Source organism: Pseudomonas akapageensis (genome assembly GCF_011355085.1).
GTDB classification, from domain to species: domain Bacteria; phylum Pseudomonadota; class Gammaproteobacteria; order Pseudomonadales; family Pseudomonadaceae; genus Aquipseudomonas; species Aquipseudomonas akapageensis.
The window spans coordinates 1-18,316 of sequence record NZ_VXCP01000044.1; the positions used below are offsets into that span (position 1 = coordinate 1).

Consider the following 18,316-nt stretch of genomic DNA (forward strand, 5'->3'; position numbering starts at 1 on the left):
GTGGGAATGCCGTGCCAGACGCTCTGCGTCGACCTTCAAGAGCGCTTTGCGGCGCGTCTCTGTATGCATTCCCACGCGGAGCGTGGGAATGAGGAGTTGTACGGGCCGGCAACACGGTCGGCATAGCCGCTGCCGCCAGGCTGCGCTCACGCTCGTTAGCGGGCGCAAGATCTCAAGTCCGCCGGAGGAGCCCCTACGGGACTCCAGCGCAGCCTGGCGGCAGCGGCTACAGGGATCCGTGCCAGCCGCGAATCCGTGAACGTCCGTGTTGGGTCGTTCTCTGCCGGTCATGGCCACGCATCGTGATAGTCAAATCCGATGCAAATGACTGGTCAGGTCGAATGCAAATGGGTGGGCAAATCTGTGCAATTATCCACGAGGCCCATGTGGCCTCGAACTCCCATATTGGCGCCCGTCCATAGGCGGCATTTCTGGTGTTCAGCTCCCCGGACTTTGCCGCTGACAATCCGTAGCGATTATCTCTGCGAAACCGCCCGGAGATCATCTGGAGTGGAAGTACGGCATCAAGCTGCCGTTTGCTTCGTTCGACCGAACACAACCAGTCCCCGGAAGCCCGGACAATAAGAGTAACCTAGGGTCGAACCGGTGGGCGGCAAGTTGAATCATTCGCGCATTTTTTTGTAGAGAGTGGTTCGCGAGATACCCAGTTGGCTAGCTGTTGCCGAGATATTGCCGTTATTGCGTGCCAGGGATTCTCGAATGGTTTCTCGCTCCTGGCGGCGCAATGGGGACTGGAGAGTCGGCCCATTGCCTGAGACTTTGGCTAGTTTGGCCTGCATGTCTGGAGAAAAATGTTTCATTGATATTTCAGGCTCCGGACCGCTCAGGATGCAGCCGACTTTCAGGGCTTGCTGCAGTTCGCGAACGTTTCCTGGCCAGCTATAGGCAAGCAGCTTGCCGAGGGTCTCCGGGGATATCGTCTTTGGCTCATCCGGGGAAAGCTGTGAAAGCAGGCTCTCGATCAGGCCCTGGATATTGAGCCTGGTTCGGACGGGCGGGAGGACCACTCGCAACCCGTTGATTCGGTAGAAAAGATCCTCGCGGAACTGGTCGTTTCTAACCAACACTTCAAGATCGCGGTGGGAGGCACTTATCAGCCGTATGTTCAACTGAACATCACGGTTATCACCCAGTCGGGTCAGCTTGCGCTCCTGCAAGACTCTCAAGAAACGCGTTTGCAGCTCCATCGGCATATCACCGATTTCATCGAGAAACAGGGTGCCCCCGTTGGCCGCCTCGATCTTGCCCATCGCGCCGCCCTTGCGCCCCCCGGTGAAGGCACCCTCGACATAGCCGAACAGTTCCGCTTCGATCAGGTTCGAGGGGATCGCAGAGCAATTGATGGCGACAAAAGGGCTATCGGCGGCGAGGCTTTCGTGGAGCGATTTGGCGAATACTTCCTTGCCAGTTCCGGTCTCGCCCTGAACAAGGATGGGAACTTCCCCGACAAACCCTCGTCTGGATATATCGAATGCATTGTCGAGGGAGGCTTCGTTGAACGGCGAAGGACCCGTTTTCGGTGTTGAATGAGGGGGTTCGGCCGCTCGATAGACTATCCCGACTGAGTTTTCCGAACCTTGCAGGCGTGCATAGATCCGGCGTCCGGAGGAGAGCGAGATTTCGTGCACCTCGCCTGGAAATCGTTGCAGGTTACTGAGCTCACGCCGCCCTTGCGAACCGAGCAGCGCTTCCAGGGAAATGGCCAACCTCGAGTGCTCCTCCAGGCTGAGCCCTAGCAGGCTTCTGGCACTACGATTGGCGTGGAGGAGATACCCTTGCGGATCGATGGCGATGATGCCTTCCAGTGGTGTACCGATAAGGCGAGGATCCGCATGGACGTGCAGCAGCGAGCAATCCGGCAGATCCTCGTAAAGGCGATTCTCAACGCTGATCGCCGTGAAATTGATGCGGTCCTGGAGCCACAACGACGGCTGCATATCGATGCCAGAGACATTCAATACGGCGATCAATTGTCCGTCGGGGGTGCGAATGGGGGCGGCGGCACAGAAGAAGCGATCAAGTTCGCCGAGGTAGTGCTGGCTGCCGCTTACAGTAAACGGGCGGGCGTCCTTGAGGACACAGCTGGGCGCCGTTGGACCTAACTCCATTTCGCTGAGGCCCCGTCCGGTGACGAGTGTCTTCAATTCGACAGCGGTCGCCGATTCAGCGTTTCGCTCGTGCACGATGACCCCGGTTCGATTCATGCAAAGGAGGGTCCAGCGAGGATCCATGAGCGATTGCCAGAGCAACTGCATCTCAGGCGTTACATGTTGGATCAGTTGCTGGTTTTCCTCCTGGGTGTCCAGTCTTTGTTGCCTGGCGGGTCGAAAGCGGTGAAGCCGACGACTCTGAGGCGTGAGGCCAACTTGCCTTGAGCGTTCCCAGGAGTTCGCAAGTTCGACCGGAATCAGCCCAGCAGGCAGCGTGCCTCCTTCTGAAAACAGCTCACGGGCCTTACGCAGCGCCTGAGGGGGGGCGGAGATGACCGACATCAAATACCTCGTATGTCTCTTGTAGTTCCATGCCATTCGCCGGCGAGGCAAGCCCTTTTATATGGCGCCTCCAAGGAGAGAAAGCAGTTTTTGCCGAAGACAGATGAGTACATTTTTTTTTACCTGCAGGCAAGAAAGTCGGGAGGAGCGGTTGAGCTCTATTTCGATGAAACCTATCAGTATTTTCTCGACGGGCGTGCAGGAACTGGACAGTGGTTTTTCGAGCTGTGCACAAGACGGACACGCAAATGATTAGAGCTGAGGTGAAAAGCCTTCAATAACAAATAGATATGGTTTTGGCATAGTCGTTGCTCATCTCTTGTCGAACCGAATGGAGCCCTATCCGTTCAGCATCTGACGACAACAGAGAGACAACAATGAGTCAGGTTTCAAAAACGATATCCAGCCTGCTGGCTGGCATGCCGAGCACCGATTTCCCGCTATCCATCGCTGGCCATCTGGTGCAGACCCCGCAACGCGGTGAAGTCATCAACCCTGCTACCGGCGAGATCCTGGTGGACTACCCAATGGCAGGCCGCCAGGAACTGGAAGTGGCAGTGCAAGGAGCCAGGGCCGCATTCGCTTCCTGGAGAGACACGCCGTGGGAATTCCGTCAGGCCAAGCTTGTCGAGCTGGCAGACCTGATTGCCGCGCATCAGGAGCATTTCATCCGCCTGCTGACGCTGGAGCAAGGTAAGGCACGCGCTGGTGCCGAGTGGGAAATAGGTGGCTGCATCCATTGGCTACGCGAAGTCGCCCGGCAGACGCTTCCTCAGTCGTTGGCAAGTGGGGAGGGGCAGGGGCAAGTGCTGTGTCGGCACGTTCCATTGGGGGTCGTTGGCGCTATCACCCCATGGAACTTCCCCCTGCTACTGGCGGTATGGAAAATTGCTCCGGCATTGCTGACAGGCAATACCATGGTCGTCAAACCATCGCCTTATACGCCCCTTTGCACACTCTGGTTTGGTGAGCTGGCCCAGCGCGTCTTGCCGCCAGGCGTGCTGAACATCGTCGCCGGAGGAAACGAGATCGGCCAGTGGCTGACCGAACACCCCGACGTCAGCAAGATCGCTTTCACAGGCTCTACGGCAACTGGCAGCCGCGTCATGCAGACCGCGGCTGGCAATCTCAAGCGCGTGACCCTGGAGCTAGGCGGCAACGATCCGGCCATCGTTCTTCCGGATGTCGATCCGAAAAGCATCGCGGAAAAGTTGTTCTGGGCCTCTTTCCAGAACAGCGCCCAGTTCTGTGTGGCGACCAAGCGGCTGTTCATCCACGAGTCGATCTATGACGAAGTGGCCGAGGCGCTTTGCGATTACGCGGCAAGCATCAAGATCGGCAATGGCCTGGAGGCCGACACCCAGCTTGGACCGCTGCAGAACAAGATGCAGTACGACAAGGTGTGCGATCTGATCGAAGATACCCGCCGCGCCGGTTTGCGTTTCCTGGCAGGCGGTACGGTCGAACCCGGCAAAGGCTATTTCATTCCCATTACGCTGGTCGACAACCCCACGGACGACGCGCGCTGCGTGGTCGAGGAAGCCTTCGGTCCAGTCCTGCCGCTGCTGAAATACTGCGATGTCGAAGAAGTTATCGAGCGCGCGAACAATACTGAGTATGGCCTTGCCGCTTCTGTCTGGGGACGTGATCTGGTGCAGGCTCAGGCGATTGCCCAGCGCCTGGAAGCCGGAACGGTATGGATCAACCAGGTTCACCAGTTCTCTCCGCACATCGCCTTCGGAGGCCACAAGCAGTCGGGGCTCGGTATCGAGAACGCGCTCGAAGGACTGGGCGAGTACACCAACCTGCAAACCATCATGGGGTGCTCGCTATAGGTGATCCGCTGACATTTTCCATCCACGACAAGAACAACAGGAGGTAAAGCGATGGTTTCACTGAAAGCTGCAGTGGTCCGCGAGAAGGCCGGGCCATTCAGGATTGAACGGGTGGACCTTGAGGGGCCGCGAGACGATGAGGTATTGGTGGAAGTGATTGCCACCGGCATCTGCCATACGGATCTGGTGGTGCGTGACCAATACTATCCAGTGCCGCTGCCGGCGGTGCTGGGCCATGAAGGCGCCGGCATCGTACGTAAAGTCGGTAGCCGGGTAACCAAGGTGAGCCCGGGCGATCACGTAGTGATGACCTTCGCCAGCTGTGGCGAATGCCACAACTGCCAGAAGGGGCTCAACGGTTATTGCAACGACCTATATGGTCTCAACTTCAGCGGCCGCCGAAGCGACGGTTCAACGCCTTACTGCGATGAGCAAGGCCATCCGATCAGTGGCTGCTTTTTCAGCCAGTCGTCTTTCGGTGAGTTGGCCATTGCCTCGCCGCATAACCTGGTGAAAGTTCCCAAGGATGTGCCGCTGGAAATCCTCGGGCCTCTTGGTTGCGGCGTCCAGACGGGAGCCGGGGCTGTCATCAATGCGTTGAAACCGGGCGCAGGCAGCAGCATCGCCATATTCGGTAGCGGTTCCGTCGGCCTGGCTGCTGTCATGGCGGCCAGGCTGGTGGGTTGCACGACCATCATTGCCGTGGACATGAACCAGGCCCGTCTGGACCTCGCCCTGGAGCTGGGGGCGACCCACGCGATCAACGCGAAAGAGCAGGAGCCCGTCGAGGCCATCAAGGCGCTGACCGCGGAGGAGGGTGTGCAGTATTCGCTTGAATGCACTGCCCTGCCCAAGGTGCTGCGGCAGGCTGTCGAGTCACTGCGCCAAACCGGTGTCTGCGGCCTGATTGGGGCGGCCGCATTGGGAACCGAAGTTCAGCTCGACATGAACAGCATTCTGTTCGGTCGAACGCTGCGCGGCATCATCGAAGGCGACAGTGTTCCCGACATCTTCATCCCGCAGTTGATCGAGCTCTGGCGACAAGGGGCGTTCCCCTTCGACCGATTGATCTCGTTCTATCCCTTCGAAGAAATAAATCAGGCCGTCCAGGACTCCGAACAGGGCAAAGTCCTGAAAGCTGTCGTGCGGTTGAAAGGTTGAGGCGGGAGATTGCAATGAAAGCAGTATTGAGCACGCTCAGCGATCGGGCAGCCAAGCGTTTTGCTGATCAGACCGCATTGATCGTCGGCGAGAAGGAACTGAGTTTCAACGAGATAGATGCCCTTGCCGCGAGCTTCGCGGGAGGGTTGCGCAAATATGGGGTTCAGCGCGGGCAGGTGGTGATCCTGCATCTGCCCAATGGCTGGGAATGGATAGTCGGCTATTACGCCATTGCGCGCCTGGGCGCTGTGGTCGTTCCAGCCAATTTCCTCCTCAGCATCGAAGAAATCGCCTATATCGCCGCCGACAGCGAGGCCATCGCGGTGATTGCCCCGCGTGACCGCTGCGTAGCGCTGAGCCAGGTATTGGCCGATGCTGGCGCCCGTGAACCTGATCTGCTCATCGCTCTGTCTCCTGCCGTTGAAACCGACCAGGAGGCAAGTAGCTATCCGGACTTCGACAGCTTGCTGCGCGAAGTCGCGGTGCCTCCAGCCGAGGTAGAGCCGGATGACCTGTTTACCATTGCCTACACCTCGGGAACGACCGGTAATCCCAAGGGCGCCATGTTGACTCACCGCAACGTGTTCATGAGCACGGCGCTAACCGCTACCGTGCACGTGCGCCGCCCCGGCGAGCGGGTCGTCAGTGCTTTGCCTTTCCCGCATGTCTACGGAAACGTGGTGATGAATGCCTGCTTCCTGGTGGGGATGACGCTCATTTCTACCGATCGCTTCGATGCGGATTGGGCGCTGCAGAGCATCGAGCGCTACAAGGCGACTCTCTTCGAGGGGGTGCCGACGATGTTCTACTACATGCTGATGCACCCCAGCCTGCCACGCACGGACCTGCGTTCGCTGACCCGGTGCACGGTAGGCGGCCAGACCATGCCACTGGCGAAGATCGAGGCCATTACCAAGGTTCTGGGCTGTCCGTTGCTTGAGCTATGGGGCATGACGGAAGTCGCCGGTCCCGTGATTTCTCACTCACCCTATCTTCCTGCCCAGCATGGCGCGGTCGGCCTGCCGTTCCCAGGTGTTGAAATGAAGATCGTTGCTACTGACGATTCCTTGCGCACATTGGGCATAGACGAGTCAGGCGAGTTGGTGGTTCGGGGGCCGACCGTCATGCGCGGGTACCTCGGCAATGCGGAGGCGACGGCGTCCAGCTTGCTCGAGGGTGGCTGGTTGCGTACTGGTGATATCGCGCAGATCGATGCCGAAGGCTACGTCCATATCCTGGACCGCCTGAAGGACATGATCATTACCGCGGGCTACAAGATATTTCCCGCCGAGCTGGAGCAGGTACTGGCTGGCCATCCCGCCGTAGCGATGGTGGCCGTTGCCCCGGTGAAGGATGAACTCAAGGGGGAGCTGGCCAAGGCGTTCATCGTGCTCAACCCGGGCTTTCGGGCCACCGAGGGAGAAATCATCGAATATTGCCGCAAGCAACTGGCCAGCTACAAAGTCCCCCGTAGTGTCGCGTTTGTCGATTCCCTGCCGAGAACCAGCACCGGGAAAATCCTGAGACGCGAATTGCGCAGTTGATCAACTGAAATAACGACTTGCCGAGTTCGAGCATTGCTGACAAGTAATGCTCGCACTGAGTGTTTTCCGAAAAATCTGTTTTCGCGGCGGGTGGAAGGCGTTTAAAAATATTTTGGAAGTTGAAAATGGCAAGACATTTTCAATGGATTGAAAGTTGTTTGGGTTCAACGTTTGGTAGCTGTTGTTGCAAATACAAAAACAAAATGAGACCACGATGAAGAATAAAAAATTAATAGTTAGGCGTGCGCTGATTGCAATGGGAAGTGGGTATCTGGCCGCCAGTGCAGGTCTGGTAAACGCTATCAACTTCAATATAGGAGAAGTTGAAGGGCAGTTCGATTCGCAGTTGTCCATCGGCGCAAGTTGGGCTGTTCGCTCCGCCAATTCTGATTTCATCTCCACCGCCAGCGGTGGCAAAGCATCCACGCGCGGCCAGGACGATGGCCGGCTGAACTTCAAGAAGGGCGAGACCTTCTCGAAGATCTTCAAGGGCATTCACGACCTCGAGCTGAAATACGGCGACACCGGCATCCTACTGCGCGGCAAGTACTGGTACGACTTCGAGCTGAAGGACGAGCACCGGCCCTTCTATGACATCGACGACCACGATCGCAAGGAAGGTGCGCAAGCCTCCGGCGCCCAGCTGCTCGATGCCTTCCTCTACCACAACTACAACCTGGGCGACCTGCCCGGCAGCTTCCGCATCGGCAAGCAGGTGGTGAGCTGGGGCGAGAGCACCTTCATCGGCAACAGTATCAACTCGATCAACCCTATCGACGTCGCCGCCTTCCGCCGGCCCGGCTCCGAGATCAAGGAAGGCCTGATCCCGGTGAACCTGATCTACTTGTCCCAGGGCCTGACCGACAACCTCACAGCTGAGGCTTTTTACCAGTTGGAGTGGGACCAGACGGTGGTCGATAACTGCGGCACCTTCTTCTCCACCTCGGACCTAATTGCCGACGGCTGCGTCGACCGCCTGGTGGTCGCCGGCCCGGACCTGCCGCCTGGCGTGTCCACCAACACCGGCGGCACCCTCTTCATTCCCCGTGCCGGCGACCGCGACGCCCGCGACAGCGGTCAGTTCGGCGTGGCCCTGCGCTGGTTCGTGCCGGAGCTGAACGACACCGAGTTCGGTGCCTACGCGCTGAACTACCACAGCCGCGGCCCGGTGTTCAGCACCATCCGCACCACCACCCCGTCCGCAGCGCTGATTCCTGGGGCGCCCAATGCGCATTACTTTGTAGAGTACCCAGAAGACATACGCCTGTATGGGGTCAGTTTCCAAACCAATGTTGAAGGGACTGCATTGTCCGGTGAGATCAGCTACCGCCCGAACATGCCGCTGCAGATCAACTCTACCGACCTGGTCTTCGCGTCTCTTGGTCTGCCTCTGTCGCCAGTATTCCAGTCCGGTCAGGCACAGAACATCGCTGGAAATGACCTGCATGGGTATGAGCGCCGGGGAGTCACCCAGGCCCAGTTCACCGCCACCCAGTTCATCGATCAAGTCATGGGAGCCAGCCGCCTGACCCTGGTTGGTGAGGTGGGTTACAACCATATCAATGGTATTAGCGACGATGTCGGCGAGTTGCGTTTCGGCCGTGACCCGATCTTCGGTTCGGGGCAGTTGTCTTCCCAATCGACTTGTCGGGCACTCAATGCCGCCAACCCGCAGGAATGTAACGACAAAGGCTTCTTTACCAGCAACTCCTGGGGCTATCGCGCTCGCGCTTCACTCGAATATAGCAATGTGATCGCTGGCGTGAACCTCACGCCAAATCTGGCTTGGTCGCATGACGTCGACGGTTATGGCCCCAACTTTGTCGAGGGTTCAAAAGCCATCAGTGTCGGCCTGAATGCCGAGTATCAGAACACCTATACCGCAAGCCTGAGTTACACCGATTTCTTCGGTGGAGACTACAGCACCATTACTGATCGGGACTTCGTTGCGCTCAGTTTCGGTGTCAACTTTTAAGCACTACCAGTAAGAGGACTCATGCAATGAGAAAACAGCTGATCATTCAACTTGGTGGGTACATGGCCTTCTCCGTTCTGATGGGAAATGCCATGGCTGCAGTGTCCGCAACGGAAGCTGTACAATTGGGCACCACCCTTACTCCACTCGGCGCAGAGAAGGGCGCCAGCGCAGACGGCAGTATACCGGCCTGGACAGGGGGATTGCAGCCCGACGCTGGCATGGTCGATGCCAACGGCTTCCTGGCCGATCCCTTCGCCACCGAGAAGCCACAGTTCGTAATTACCGCCGTCAACGCGGAGCAATACAAAGACAAGCTATCGCCGGGTCAGCTGGCGATGTTCAAGCGTTACCCGGAAACTTACAGGATTCCGGTCTACCCAAGTCACCGCACCATGGTTGTCCCCCAAGCAATCTACGACGCTGCAAAGAAAAGCGCGCTCAATACTCAGGTAGTGGATGGTGGAAATGGTCTGTCCAACTTCACTGACAGCCGCTACTACGCCTTCCCGATCCCGAAGAATGGGGTGGAAGTGATCTGGAACCACCTTACCCGCTATCGTGGAGGAAACGTCCGGCGCTTCATTACCCAGGCCACCCCGCAAACCAACGGGTCGTTCAGCATGGTGCATTTCCAGGATGATCTGGCGTCTCCCACCGACGTGGCAGACCTGGATAAGCAGAATGCCAGCAATGTGCTGTTCTATTTCAAACAGAGGGTTACCGAACCTTCGCGCCTTGCCGGTAACGTGCTGCTGGTCCATGAAACCATCGACCAGAACAAGGAACCGCGCCTGGCGTGGGTCTACAACGCCGGCCAGCGCCGCGTACGGCGCGCGCCTCAGGTTGCCTACGACGGCCCAGGCACTGCGGCTGATGGCATGCGCACCTCGGACAACTTCGAAATGTTCAACGGCGCGCTGGACCGCTACGAGTGGAAACTGGTCGGCAAAAAGGAGATGTACATCCCCTACAACAGCTACAAGCTGGACTCCCCGCAGTTGAAGTACACGGACATCATCAAGGCAGGGCACATCAACCAGGATCTGACCCGCTACGAATTGCACCGGGTGTGGGAGGTCGTTGCCACCCTCAAGCCGGGGGAGCGACACATCTATGCCAAACGACACTTCTTCATTGATGAGGACAGCTGGCAGATCGCCTACGCCGACCACTACGACGGCCGAGGCCAACTCTGGCGAGTTGGCGAAGGGCATCCCACCGTACACTACAAGCAAAAAGTGGCGACCTACAGCGTGGAGGCCCTGTACGACATCATCGCTGGACGCTACATCGCTTTGGGTATGAAGAACGAGGAGAAGCACGGGCTTGAGTTCGGTTTCAAGGCCAATATGGCCGACTACACGCCTGCCGCCCTGCGCAATGCCGGAGTTCGCTGAGCCGCGATAGCGCCTTTGCCAAGCCGCCTCGTTCGCAAGGCGGCGTGGCTTTTCCGGTTTCTGCCTGCTGTAAGTAAACCGGTAGTCGATCAGGGGGTGATTCGTTGCAAGGGAAGGACGCCGCCGCGACACCAGGCTGGATCGAGTGAAGCAGGGCCAGGATCAGAATCGCCAACCGACATTTCATGGAATGCGCCGATTCCAAGAAGAAGCAGTGCGGCCAGTGAGATGAGCCAAAGCGAGGTCTGGGAACACACGGGGCCTAGGCTGCCACGCGGCTTACAGCACTTTCCGCTGGAAGTTCGTGACGGACGCCAGACATTACTGCGAAAGCGTTGCCATCCCTTTCGGGTGGCCAAACAGCTCAGACCGAAAAGATAGGCCGCGAATGCACAACAGAACATGTCTTCTCACCCCTCGTCGCGATTCATTTGTGAGCTATGGCCAAAGATTGGTCGGAAGCGGCCTGCCCGAGATTTCGAGGGCCTCTGCGTTCGGGACTCCCAAGGCTCTGAGCAGCAGGACACAGATACCGTGTGCGTAATCTTTGGGCCGAGCCTCGCTCAATACGGCCTTGAGCGCGATCCGGACAGTTCCCACTACCAGGTCGCTGGCGCAGCTCAACTCATCGAACGTGAATCGACCCTGGCGAAGACCGAGTACCAAATCGGGTCTGGGGTAACCGAGCAAGTCTTCGTTGACGGTCTGCCCACTGGCGGACAGCGCATAAACGAGCCACCCCCAGGCGGAATTCTCCGTGGCGCCTCGCAATACCAGACGCGCTTCGGCCACGATGCGTTCTGCTGGATCTTCCAGCTTCAGGCACGCCTGGTGGATTTCGAGAAATGGATTGCGCCCGAACCACCCCCAAAGGTCGTCCAACAAGTCCTGGCGAGTGGCGTAATAGTTATAGAAGGTTCCCCGGGCGACACCGGCCGCCTGGATGAAATCATCAATGGTCGCGTTGCGCTCACCAGATTCGGCGACGACGCGGGCGGCGGCTTCGAGCAATTTCTGGCGCGTGCGTTCACGACGTTTCAGACCGTTCTCGCGACGCCTTGCATTTTCCTCAGTCATGAATCATCGCAGCTCCTGCAATTCTTTACAGGCTAAAAATACACAAAAATAGTCCAAATTGACATTTTTAGTTCAATTGATAGCATCGATAGCGTTGATCCGTACCCGGCCCTGAATGAGGGCCAGGATTCCGATATGCAGTGCACAAGGCACAGGAACCCACAATATGGTTGGACAATTTGATTCAAACGATCTGGCATGGGTCGAGCAGCTTCCGAAGCTTGATGATCTGCAGGCAGGTAGTCTGAACCGCATCTTCGATCTTGCTGCCCAGCTCCCTGACGACTGGTCAGGCATGATGGGGCGCTCCACTCTGCAGGAGGATTTCGGTTCCCTACGCTTCCAGTTGGCGTACATGTCGTATGCCCTGGCGCTTGCCCACGTGCATCGCCTGCCTGCCGCCCCCGAGCTATTTCGCAAGCCCTTCGATCAACTGATCCAGAAGATCCTTTCCCCTGATGTCTGGACTTATTGGCATTACGTCGGGACCGGCAACGGTCCGTTCAACAGGGCCCTGGGAGAGTTGCCCGCAACCTGGGATCCGGTTGAGCGCGACAACATAATGTACAGCGCCTATGTTCAATCCATGGCGCTGCTCTATCACTACCTTTTCCGCGACGACAAGTACGCGAAGGACGGGGCACTGACCTTTTCCGTCAAGCCACTGTTCTGGGGAATGGGTGGACGGCATTTCCCGTACGATGAGCGTTCCCTGAACGAGCACATCTACTGGAACATGGTGCAGCGAGGTTACCTGGGCATTGCCTGCGAACCCAACTGCGTCTTCCAGGTGTGCAATCAGGTCCCGATCCTGGGCTTCCGGTTCCATGACCTGGTTTACGGCGGCTCGCTCACCGAGGAGGTCACCGACGGTTACCTGAAGGCATGGGAGGAGTTCGGTGTGCTGGACGATTCGGGCCATTACCGGATGATGGTGCAGGAGCACGAGCGTGCCGCCGTCAGTTTTCCCGACCAGCCGTGGGTGGACTTCTGGATGGCTTCGCTGATGCATGCGTGGAATCCCGACATGGTCCAGCGACACTATCCCGACCAGTTGGCGCACTGGGCGGTAGAAGGGCCCGACGGCACCCTTTCGATCAAACCCACCATTCCACCCAATGGCTCCGACCGCTATTCGGCGCGGGACTTCGGCTGGGCCGCTGTATGCGCGTCCGAAGTTGGCGACGATGAAACCTTGTCTCGCTTGCTTGCCTACGCCGATCGCTTCCTGCATCCGACCAGGTCCGATGGGGCCTATTTCTATCGGCGCCATGACCAGTTGCTGGACGCGGATGGAAACTTCGCCGCCATGGATCCGCACACGGGCAATGCGCTACTCGCCTATGCGCGCCTGAATGTGTCCGGCGGGTTGCAGAAGCTCTTTGCCGGCCCCTTGGGAGATTCCCATTTCGCGCAGCCGACGTTGGTGGATTGCACGCCCGGACTGGATGTGCGTCGGGCCTGGTTTGCGAGCGACAGAAACGCATTGGTGCTGACGGTGGCCAAGGCTACGGAGACCGGCCCAGTGCGTCTGGAGGTCGGGAATGGGGTAGGGCGGGGCGACTGCCGACTGCTACGAGATGGAAGACCGTTCGACGACCATGTTTACTTGCGGGGCGAGCGCCTCATCATCGAATTCGAGCTGCAAAGCGAAACTACACTGGTGCTGTCATGGGTATGAATATCGGGGTCTCGAGCCATTTCTCTCTGATCGATCATCATGGGCAGACGGTTGCGGATACGGATTACCGCGGTTCGTTCATGCTGGTCTACTTCGGCTTCACCCATTGCCGAGTGGTCTGTCCGCGCGCCCTTTCGAAGTTGTCGACCGTGCTTGATCAGCTTGGCGATCGATCCCGTATGTTGACGCCCTTGTACATCACCGTCGACCCGCAACGGGATACACCGGAAGTCATGCGGACTTACCTGGAGACTAACTTTCCCCGGTTTACCGGGCTTTCCGGAACACCACAGCAAGTCGATGGGGTGAAGCAGTCGTTTCGGGTATTCGCCTCCCGTAAAGCGGATTCGAATGAACCGGACGGCTACACCATGCCACATACCGCAATTGCCTATTTGATAGGCCCTGACGGCGAATATCGCGCCCACTTCGCAGACAATCTAGAAGTAGAAACTATTGTTGCTCGCCTGAATGTGATTCTTGAGCAGGGGGCAGAACGATAGTTGAGCAAGAGCGACCTCGCCGTACTTCCTGGGGGACGCTAAAGCACAAGGTTGACCCTCCATAGCCCGGATTACATCCGGGCTATGGACTACCCGTAATTCGATCTAGTCCAATCCGACAAAGTTTTCCGCGAGCGCGGCCTGTGCTGCCATGGAGCTCATGGTGTATTCCAGTTCTGCAAGCTGGACCTTTCGGTGGAAGGGGTTATCGGAAAGCTTGTGGAACAGTGTCGTCATCCACCAGGAAAAACGGGCTGCTTTCCATACTCGATCCAGACAAGTAGCGGAGTAATCGTTCAGTTTCGTGCGGCTGCCAGTCTGGTAAAAATCCTCTAGCGCATCGAATAACGTCTTTGCATCACATACCGCGAGATTCAATCCCTTCGCGCCTGTTGGCGGCACGATGTGGGCGGCATCACCGGCCAGGAACATCGAGCCGAACTGCATGGGTTCGCAGACAAAACTGCGCAACGGAGCGATGCTCATCTCAAGTGCGGGGCCCGTGATCAGGCGCTGCGCTACTTCGGTTGGCAAGCGGCGCTTCAGTTCCGCCCAGAAGCGCTCTTCCGACCAGTCTTCGAGCTTTTCGTCGATCGGAACCTGAATATAGTAACGACTGCGGTTTTTCGAACGCATTGAGCAAAGTGCGTATCCATCTTCATGATGGCAATAGATGATCTCATCGGACACTGGCGGCACTTCGGCCAGTAAACCTAGCCAGCCGAACGGATAGGCATATTCGTACTCGGTGATATTCTCCGCCCCGACGGATCTGCGACTGACTCCATGGAAACCGTCACAGCCTGCAATGAAGTCACAATGGATCTCGTGAGTTTCACCATTCTTTTCATAGGTGACCCGCGGCGAACCACCGTGAAAATCGTGGGGTGTCACGTTCTCGGCTTCATAGATGGTCGTCGCGCCGCTGGTTTCGCGGGCGTCCATCAGGTCTCGAGTGATTTCGGTCTGGCCGTAGACCATCATTATCTTGCCGCCGGTTAACTCCTTGAACGGAATTCGTTCGCTTCGGCCTTTGAAGAAAAGTTTAAATCCTTCATGAATCAAACCTTCGCGCTCCATGCGCTCGTGAACCCTGGCTTCGCGCAATATATCCACCGTACTCTGTTCCAAAACCCCTGCACGTATACGGCCAAGAACGTACTCCTTGCTCTTTGCCTCCAAGATAATATTGTCTATACCCTGATTCTGCAGCAGTTGGCCGAGCAGATGTCCTGCAGGCCCGCCGCCGATAATGGCTACTTTTGTTTTCATGATTGCCTTCTCGAATGTTACTTGTTGTTGATGTGACGTGTGAAGTTGTTTTTCAGGGCGCGCGAATGCCTGATAGTTCTCGTATCTCGATTGAGCAGAATTATTAGGCAAGTAGCCTGCGCCAGCCGAATGGATAGGGTCGTTGAATATCACTTGTAGTTGTAGCGAAAGTGCTTTTAGAACGACTGTCGCCGGTTGCGCGGCGGGTTATGTTTAATGTGAATTTACGCTTCGTGCTGCCAAGTACAGCACATTGAACTATTCAAGTAAATAAAAATGATACGAGGTTCATTAGGTGAACCTCATTTTGAAAGAAGTTGGAATGTAAATCGCGAATTCAGTTATTTTTTGTGTGTAAGTAATTGATAAATAAGAATTAAAGTAAATAAGAAAAAAGAGAGCAAGGTCCGTACAATGGACCTTGAAATTTGAAGGAAACGCGAGAGAAGACGTGAAAAACTTAAATGACACCGAAGACAAGGGCGTCGCCGTGGAAAACCGCTCCTTTATTCGTGGGCTCAATGTGCTGGTGGCGGTCAATGAGCACAATCCGGCGACGGTTTCTCAGGTGGTGGCTGCAACGGGGTTAGCCAAGGCGACGGCAATCAGGCTTTTGTATACATTGCGGAGCCAAGGCTACATCGCGTTTGACCAGGACGCCGGTGGCTACAAGCCGCTGCCCAAGGTGCGTCTCCTGGCCAGTTCGATGATGATGTCTAACACCTTTGGCATTGCGATCAGGCAGTACCTCAATGATTTTTCCCAGCAGGTGAAATGGCCGTCAGATTTTCTGATGCCTGAAGGCAATGCAATGGTCCTGCAGGCCACAAATCGAAATGTGGCTCCGATCGGGCTCAAGCGCTTTGAACAAACACGCTTTCCGATGCTGTCGTCGGCTAGCGGCATGGCGTATCTCGCTTCCATCGCCAAAGGTCTGCGTCAGGAACTTGTCATGACCATTTCAACTGCAGAGGATGGCAACAAGGCGGCAGCTACAGCCAGGCTGATCGAACAGCGGATCCTGGACACCCAGGAGCGGGGTTACGGAACGGCTTATTACAACACTCCGCTGGACGGGATGTGTGCAATCGGCGTGCCTGTCCTTGTGCATGAAAAGACGATCGGAGCGTTGACCCTGTTGGTCCTGCACGACGCGGTGACCCCTGATCAGCTCGATGGCACGCTATTGCCGAAATTGCGTGCCGCAGCTTCGGAAATAGGCAGGCTGTATGTGCAGCATGGCGGAACGTCCCCTGTCGGGATTCTCGACAATGGGACGGAGTCAGCATCAGGCTGATTGATTCATTCCTGAGCCGTTCGACACTGTGCTGCCGCGCCCGCGGAGGCCGCTCGCGTTTCTTTTTCAGGCCGATTGAGCGATTTGCTTGATGAACTCAATAAAAGCACGAGCCTTGTTGGACAGCAGGCGACGACTCGAATAGACCGCAGATATGACAGCGGTGGCCTCGATGGTGAGATCGGGATACACCTGCACCAACCGACCTTGTTCGATGAGGGGGCGACAGTAGATCAGTGGGCACATCGAGACGCCTGCGCCCTCGACCACCATTTCGCGCACCATCAGTGGATCGTTGATGTGCATGATGCCGGTCAGGTCGATAGTCTGCCTGGTGCCGTTGTCACGGACCGCCAGTCGTGCTTGTCCGTAGCGCTTTTCACAAACTCGAATGTGGGGCACGAGGTCATCGGTGCAGCCGTCAAGTTGGTGAGCGGTGGCATAATCCGGACTGGTGATCCAGACAAGCGAGGTTTCCAGCAGTGTCTGCGCGACCAGTTCGGAATCGTCCAGCGAACCAATCACCAAAGCGATATCAATCTGGTCGCGGATAATATCGGCATTGTGGCTGGTCACTATCACTTCCAGATTGATCAGTGGATAGCGCTTGCTGAACTCGGCCAGGCGTCCCCCTACGATCTCTCGACTGAAGGCCATCGGCATTGCGACTGAAAGCCTCCCTCGGGGAACCGATGACAGTCCTGCCATTTGGGCATTGGCGGCTTCAACCTGCTCCATGATCATCATGCAGTGGCGATAAAAGGCTTTCCCTTCGCTGGTTATTCGCAAGTTACGAGAGTTGCGCTCAAGAAGCCGCACGCCCAAACCTTCCTCCAGGCGGCTGATGCACCGGCTTACCGAGGACTTGGGCATGTGCAGGAACTCGGCTGCAGCCGTTATTCCCTGTTGTTCGACGACAGCGATAAATACTGGGACGTCATCAATGCTCCAGCTCATGGACAATAACCCTTCTTTGAGCATTCAGCCTTCTTGATCCAGAGGAAAGAGGGGCGCGAAGGGCCTATTTCGGGCCTTTCATTCTAGTGTGCGCAAAACCCTGTATCTTGGGGCGACAGTGACTGCAGTATCGCCTTTGCAAGCACGGGGCGATATCGCGGGGCACTTCGCGAAAGCACTGCTTGATGGCCTCGCGGGTGCAGTAATCAGCAGTGGTGTGCGATGCAGCTTGGGATGCACGGGCGATATCACCGCAACGTCAAGGAAGTATGCTCCCGACGCCTCTATCAATTGGGCGGCCCGCCGTTTTTCGACGGGGCTACAGAATTGATATCGAGGTAATACTGGCCGGGTCCAAGCTGGGGAGCTACTTGACCGGCAGCATTCAAACTATGATCAGCAGTGACCGTCGAGATTACGATAATCGCGCCGGCGACGGCTTGCGCCGCCGAATCTATGCTCTGAAAGTCCAGCGCTCTACAATGGGACAGTTTGCCCTCTCTTTCAGTCCCGTCCTCGAGCACGCGATCATAGACCTTGATCTTCAAGTTCTACAAGGGCCTCCAGCCACCTACGAACGCCATGGCGGCCTCACCAAATCCGATGAAGGCGATGTTCATTGGCATACCGTCACCGCTGGCCATCAGAACAGTCCTCCTGCGGCAGATGGTTCATTGCAAGGAAAAGGCATCGACCGCGGCTTGGGCACAGACCTCGTCCTGGTCTTCCTTGCTGCCGGCAACACCTATGGCGCCCACCACCTGGCCTTCGACCAGTACCGGCATTCCCCCGGCAAACAGAGCGACCCGAGGATGCTGCGTAAGACCTGCGGTGATTACCGGACGCGCTTCGAGCAGCGGCTTCCATCTGCTCGTTGGCCATCCGTAGGCTGCCGCTGTGTAGGCTTTTTTCTCGGCAAAGTCACGGGCTGGCAAAGGGGCGCCTGACATTCGCAAGGACACCAGCGGGTCACCGCTGACATCAACGACTACGGCATTGATCCTGAGCCCTAGCGCCGTGGCTTTTTCGATCGCGGTTTGAGCCAGAAACTGGGCGGCCTCGAGGGTCAACGAGGACTTCGGTTGGACCTTCCGCATGGTC

At 57.1% G+C, this 18,316-nt stretch carries 14 protein-coding genes; 8 read left to right on the plus strand and 6 right to left on the minus strand.

What is annotated here, in order from left to right; translation table 11 throughout:
• Positions 1-623 precede the first annotated feature (623 nt).
• Positions 624-2,513 (minus strand): sigma-54-dependent Fis family transcriptional regulator, encoded by a 1,890-nt coding sequence (locus F2S13_RS24205; protein ID WP_166365624.1) that lies wholly within the window; start codon positions 2,511-2,513, stop codon positions 624-626.
• A 377-nt stretch (positions 2,514-2,890) separates the two neighbouring features.
• Between F2S13_RS24205 and F2S13_RS24210 the strand changes: the two genes are divergently transcribed.
• The 5 genes from F2S13_RS24210 (at position 2,891) to F2S13_RS24230 (ending at position 10,428) form a co-directional block, all read left to right on the plus strand.
• Positions 2,891-4,348 carry an aldehyde dehydrogenase family protein gene (locus tag F2S13_RS24210; protein ID WP_218584081.1) on the plus strand — a complete coding sequence of 486 codons (1,458 nt, stop codon included), beginning with the start codon at positions 2,891-2,893 and terminating at the stop codon, positions 4,346-4,348.
• A gap of 51 nt (positions 4,349-4,399) precedes the next feature.
• On the plus strand, positions 4,400-5,509 hold the full coding sequence (locus F2S13_RS24215) for an NAD(P)-dependent alcohol dehydrogenase (RefSeq protein ID WP_166365626.1): 1,110 nt from the start codon (positions 4,400-4,402) through the stop codon (positions 5,507-5,509).
• Positions 5,510-5,523: 14 nt separating this feature from the next.
• Complete coding sequence (locus tag F2S13_RS24220) at positions 5,524-7,053, plus strand: class I adenylate-forming enzyme family protein (protein ID WP_166365628.1); 1,530 nt, start codon at positions 5,524-5,526, stop codon at positions 7,051-7,053.
• A gap of 214 nt (positions 7,054-7,267) precedes the next feature.
• Complete coding sequence (locus F2S13_RS24225; protein WP_166365630.1) at positions 7,268-9,028, plus strand: DUF1302 domain-containing protein; 1,761 nt, start codon at positions 7,268-7,270, stop codon at positions 9,026-9,028.
• Positions 9,029-9,054: 26 nt separating this feature from the next.
• Positions 9,055-10,428, plus strand: coding sequence for a DUF1329 domain-containing protein (locus tag F2S13_RS24230; RefSeq protein WP_166365632.1), 1,374 nt, complete (start codon positions 9,055-9,057; stop codon positions 10,426-10,428).
• A gap of 438 nt (positions 10,429-10,866) precedes the next feature.
• On the opposite strand, the gene F2S13_RS24235 is transcribed toward F2S13_RS24230, so the two are convergent.
• Positions 10,867-11,505 carry a TetR/AcrR family transcriptional regulator gene (locus tag F2S13_RS24235; protein WP_166365634.1) on the minus strand — a complete coding sequence of 213 codons (639 nt, stop codon included), beginning with the start codon at positions 11,503-11,505 and terminating at the stop codon, positions 10,867-10,869.
• Between the two features lie 166 nt (positions 11,506-11,671).
• On the opposite strand from F2S13_RS24235, the gene F2S13_RS24240 reads away from it, so the two are divergent.
• Positions 11,672-13,186, plus strand: a complete 1,515-nt coding sequence (locus F2S13_RS24240; RefSeq protein ID WP_166365636.1) for a linalool dehydratase/isomerase domain-containing protein — start codon at positions 11,672-11,674, stop codon at positions 13,184-13,186.
• A complete protein-coding gene (locus F2S13_RS24245) occupies positions 13,177-13,689 on the plus strand; it encodes an SCO family protein (protein WP_166365638.1) in 513 nt (170 codons plus the stop codon). The genes F2S13_RS24240 and F2S13_RS24245 overlap by 10 nt, the downstream gene beginning before the upstream one ends.
• 105 nt (positions 13,690-13,794) lie before the next feature.
• Here the strand turns inward: F2S13_RS24245 and pobA are convergent, their stop codons facing one another.
• Positions 13,795-14,961: a 4-hydroxybenzoate 3-monooxygenase gene (gene pobA, locus F2S13_RS24250; RefSeq protein WP_166365640.1), complete on the minus strand. Its 1,167-nt coding sequence runs from the start codon at positions 14,959-14,961 to the stop codon at positions 13,795-13,797.
• 451 nt (positions 14,962-15,412) lie between these two features.
• Between pobA and F2S13_RS24255 the strand changes: the two genes are divergently transcribed.
• Complete coding sequence (locus F2S13_RS24255) at positions 15,413-16,258, plus strand: helix-turn-helix domain-containing protein (protein WP_166365642.1); 846 nt, start codon at positions 15,413-15,415, stop codon at positions 16,256-16,258.
• 66 nt (positions 16,259-16,324) lie between these two features.
• On the opposite strand, the gene F2S13_RS24260 is transcribed toward F2S13_RS24255, so the two are convergent.
• The 3 genes from F2S13_RS24260 to F2S13_RS24270 form a co-directional block, all read right to left on the minus strand.
• Positions 16,325-17,239: a LysR family transcriptional regulator gene (locus F2S13_RS24260; protein ID WP_218584082.1), complete on the minus strand. Its 915-nt coding sequence runs from the start codon at positions 17,237-17,239 to the stop codon at positions 16,325-16,327.
• Between the two features lie 263 nt (positions 17,240-17,502).
• Positions 17,503-17,763 carry a hypothetical protein gene (locus tag F2S13_RS24265; RefSeq protein ID WP_166365644.1) on the minus strand — a complete coding sequence of 87 codons (261 nt, stop codon included), beginning with the start codon at positions 17,761-17,763 and terminating at the stop codon, positions 17,503-17,505.
• A 123-nt stretch (positions 17,764-17,886) separates the two neighbouring features.
• Positions 17,887-18,312 carry a GlcG/HbpS family heme-binding protein gene (locus F2S13_RS24270; RefSeq protein WP_166365646.1) on the minus strand — a complete coding sequence of 142 codons (426 nt, stop codon included), beginning with the start codon at positions 18,310-18,312 and terminating at the stop codon, positions 17,887-17,889.
• Between the last annotated feature and the right edge of the window lie 4 nt (positions 18,313-18,316).

Bases quoted from the DNA above. Each gene is read 5' to 3' on its own strand.
- pobA (WP_166365640.1), bottom strand. From the start codon at position 14,961: ATGAAAACAAAAGTAGCCATTATCGGCGGCGGGCCTGCAGGACATCTG.
- F2S13_RS24220 (WP_166365628.1), top strand. From the start codon at position 5,524: ATGAAAGCAGTATTGAGCACGCTCAGCGATCGGGCAGCCAAGCGTTTT.
- F2S13_RS24240 (WP_166365636.1), top strand. From the start codon at position 11,672: ATGGTTGGACAATTTGATTCAAACGATCTGGCATGGGTCGAGCAGCTT.
- F2S13_RS24245 (WP_166365638.1), top strand. From the start codon at position 13,177: ATGGGTATGAATATCGGGGTCTCGAGCCATTTCTCTCTGATCGATCAT.
- F2S13_RS24210 (WP_218584081.1), top strand. From the start codon at position 2,891: ATGAGTCAGGTTTCAAAAACGATATCCAGCCTGCTGGCTGGCATGCCG.
- F2S13_RS24215 (WP_166365626.1), top strand. From the start codon at position 4,400: ATGGTTTCACTGAAAGCTGCAGTGGTCCGCGAGAAGGCCGGGCCATTC.
- F2S13_RS24260 (WP_218584082.1), bottom strand. From the start codon at position 17,239: ATGCTCAAAGAAGGGTTATTGTCCATGAGCTGGAGCATTGATGACGTC.
- F2S13_RS24205 (WP_166365624.1), bottom strand. From the start codon at position 2,513: ATGTCGGTCATCTCCGCCCCCCCTCAGGCGCTGCGTAAGGCCCGTGAG.
- F2S13_RS24230 (WP_166365632.1), top strand. From the start codon at position 9,055: ATGAGAAAACAGCTGATCATTCAACTTGGTGGGTACATGGCCTTCTCC.
- F2S13_RS24235 (WP_166365634.1), bottom strand. From the start codon at position 11,505: ATGACTGAGGAAAATGCAAGGCGTCGCGAGAACGGTCTGAAACGTCGT.
- F2S13_RS24225 (WP_166365630.1), top strand. From the start codon at position 7,268: ATGAAGAATAAAAAATTAATAGTTAGGCGTGCGCTGATTGCAATGGGA.
- F2S13_RS24270 (WP_166365646.1), bottom strand. From the start codon at position 18,312: ATGCGGAAGGTCCAACCGAAGTCCTCGTTGACCCTCGAGGCCGCCCAG.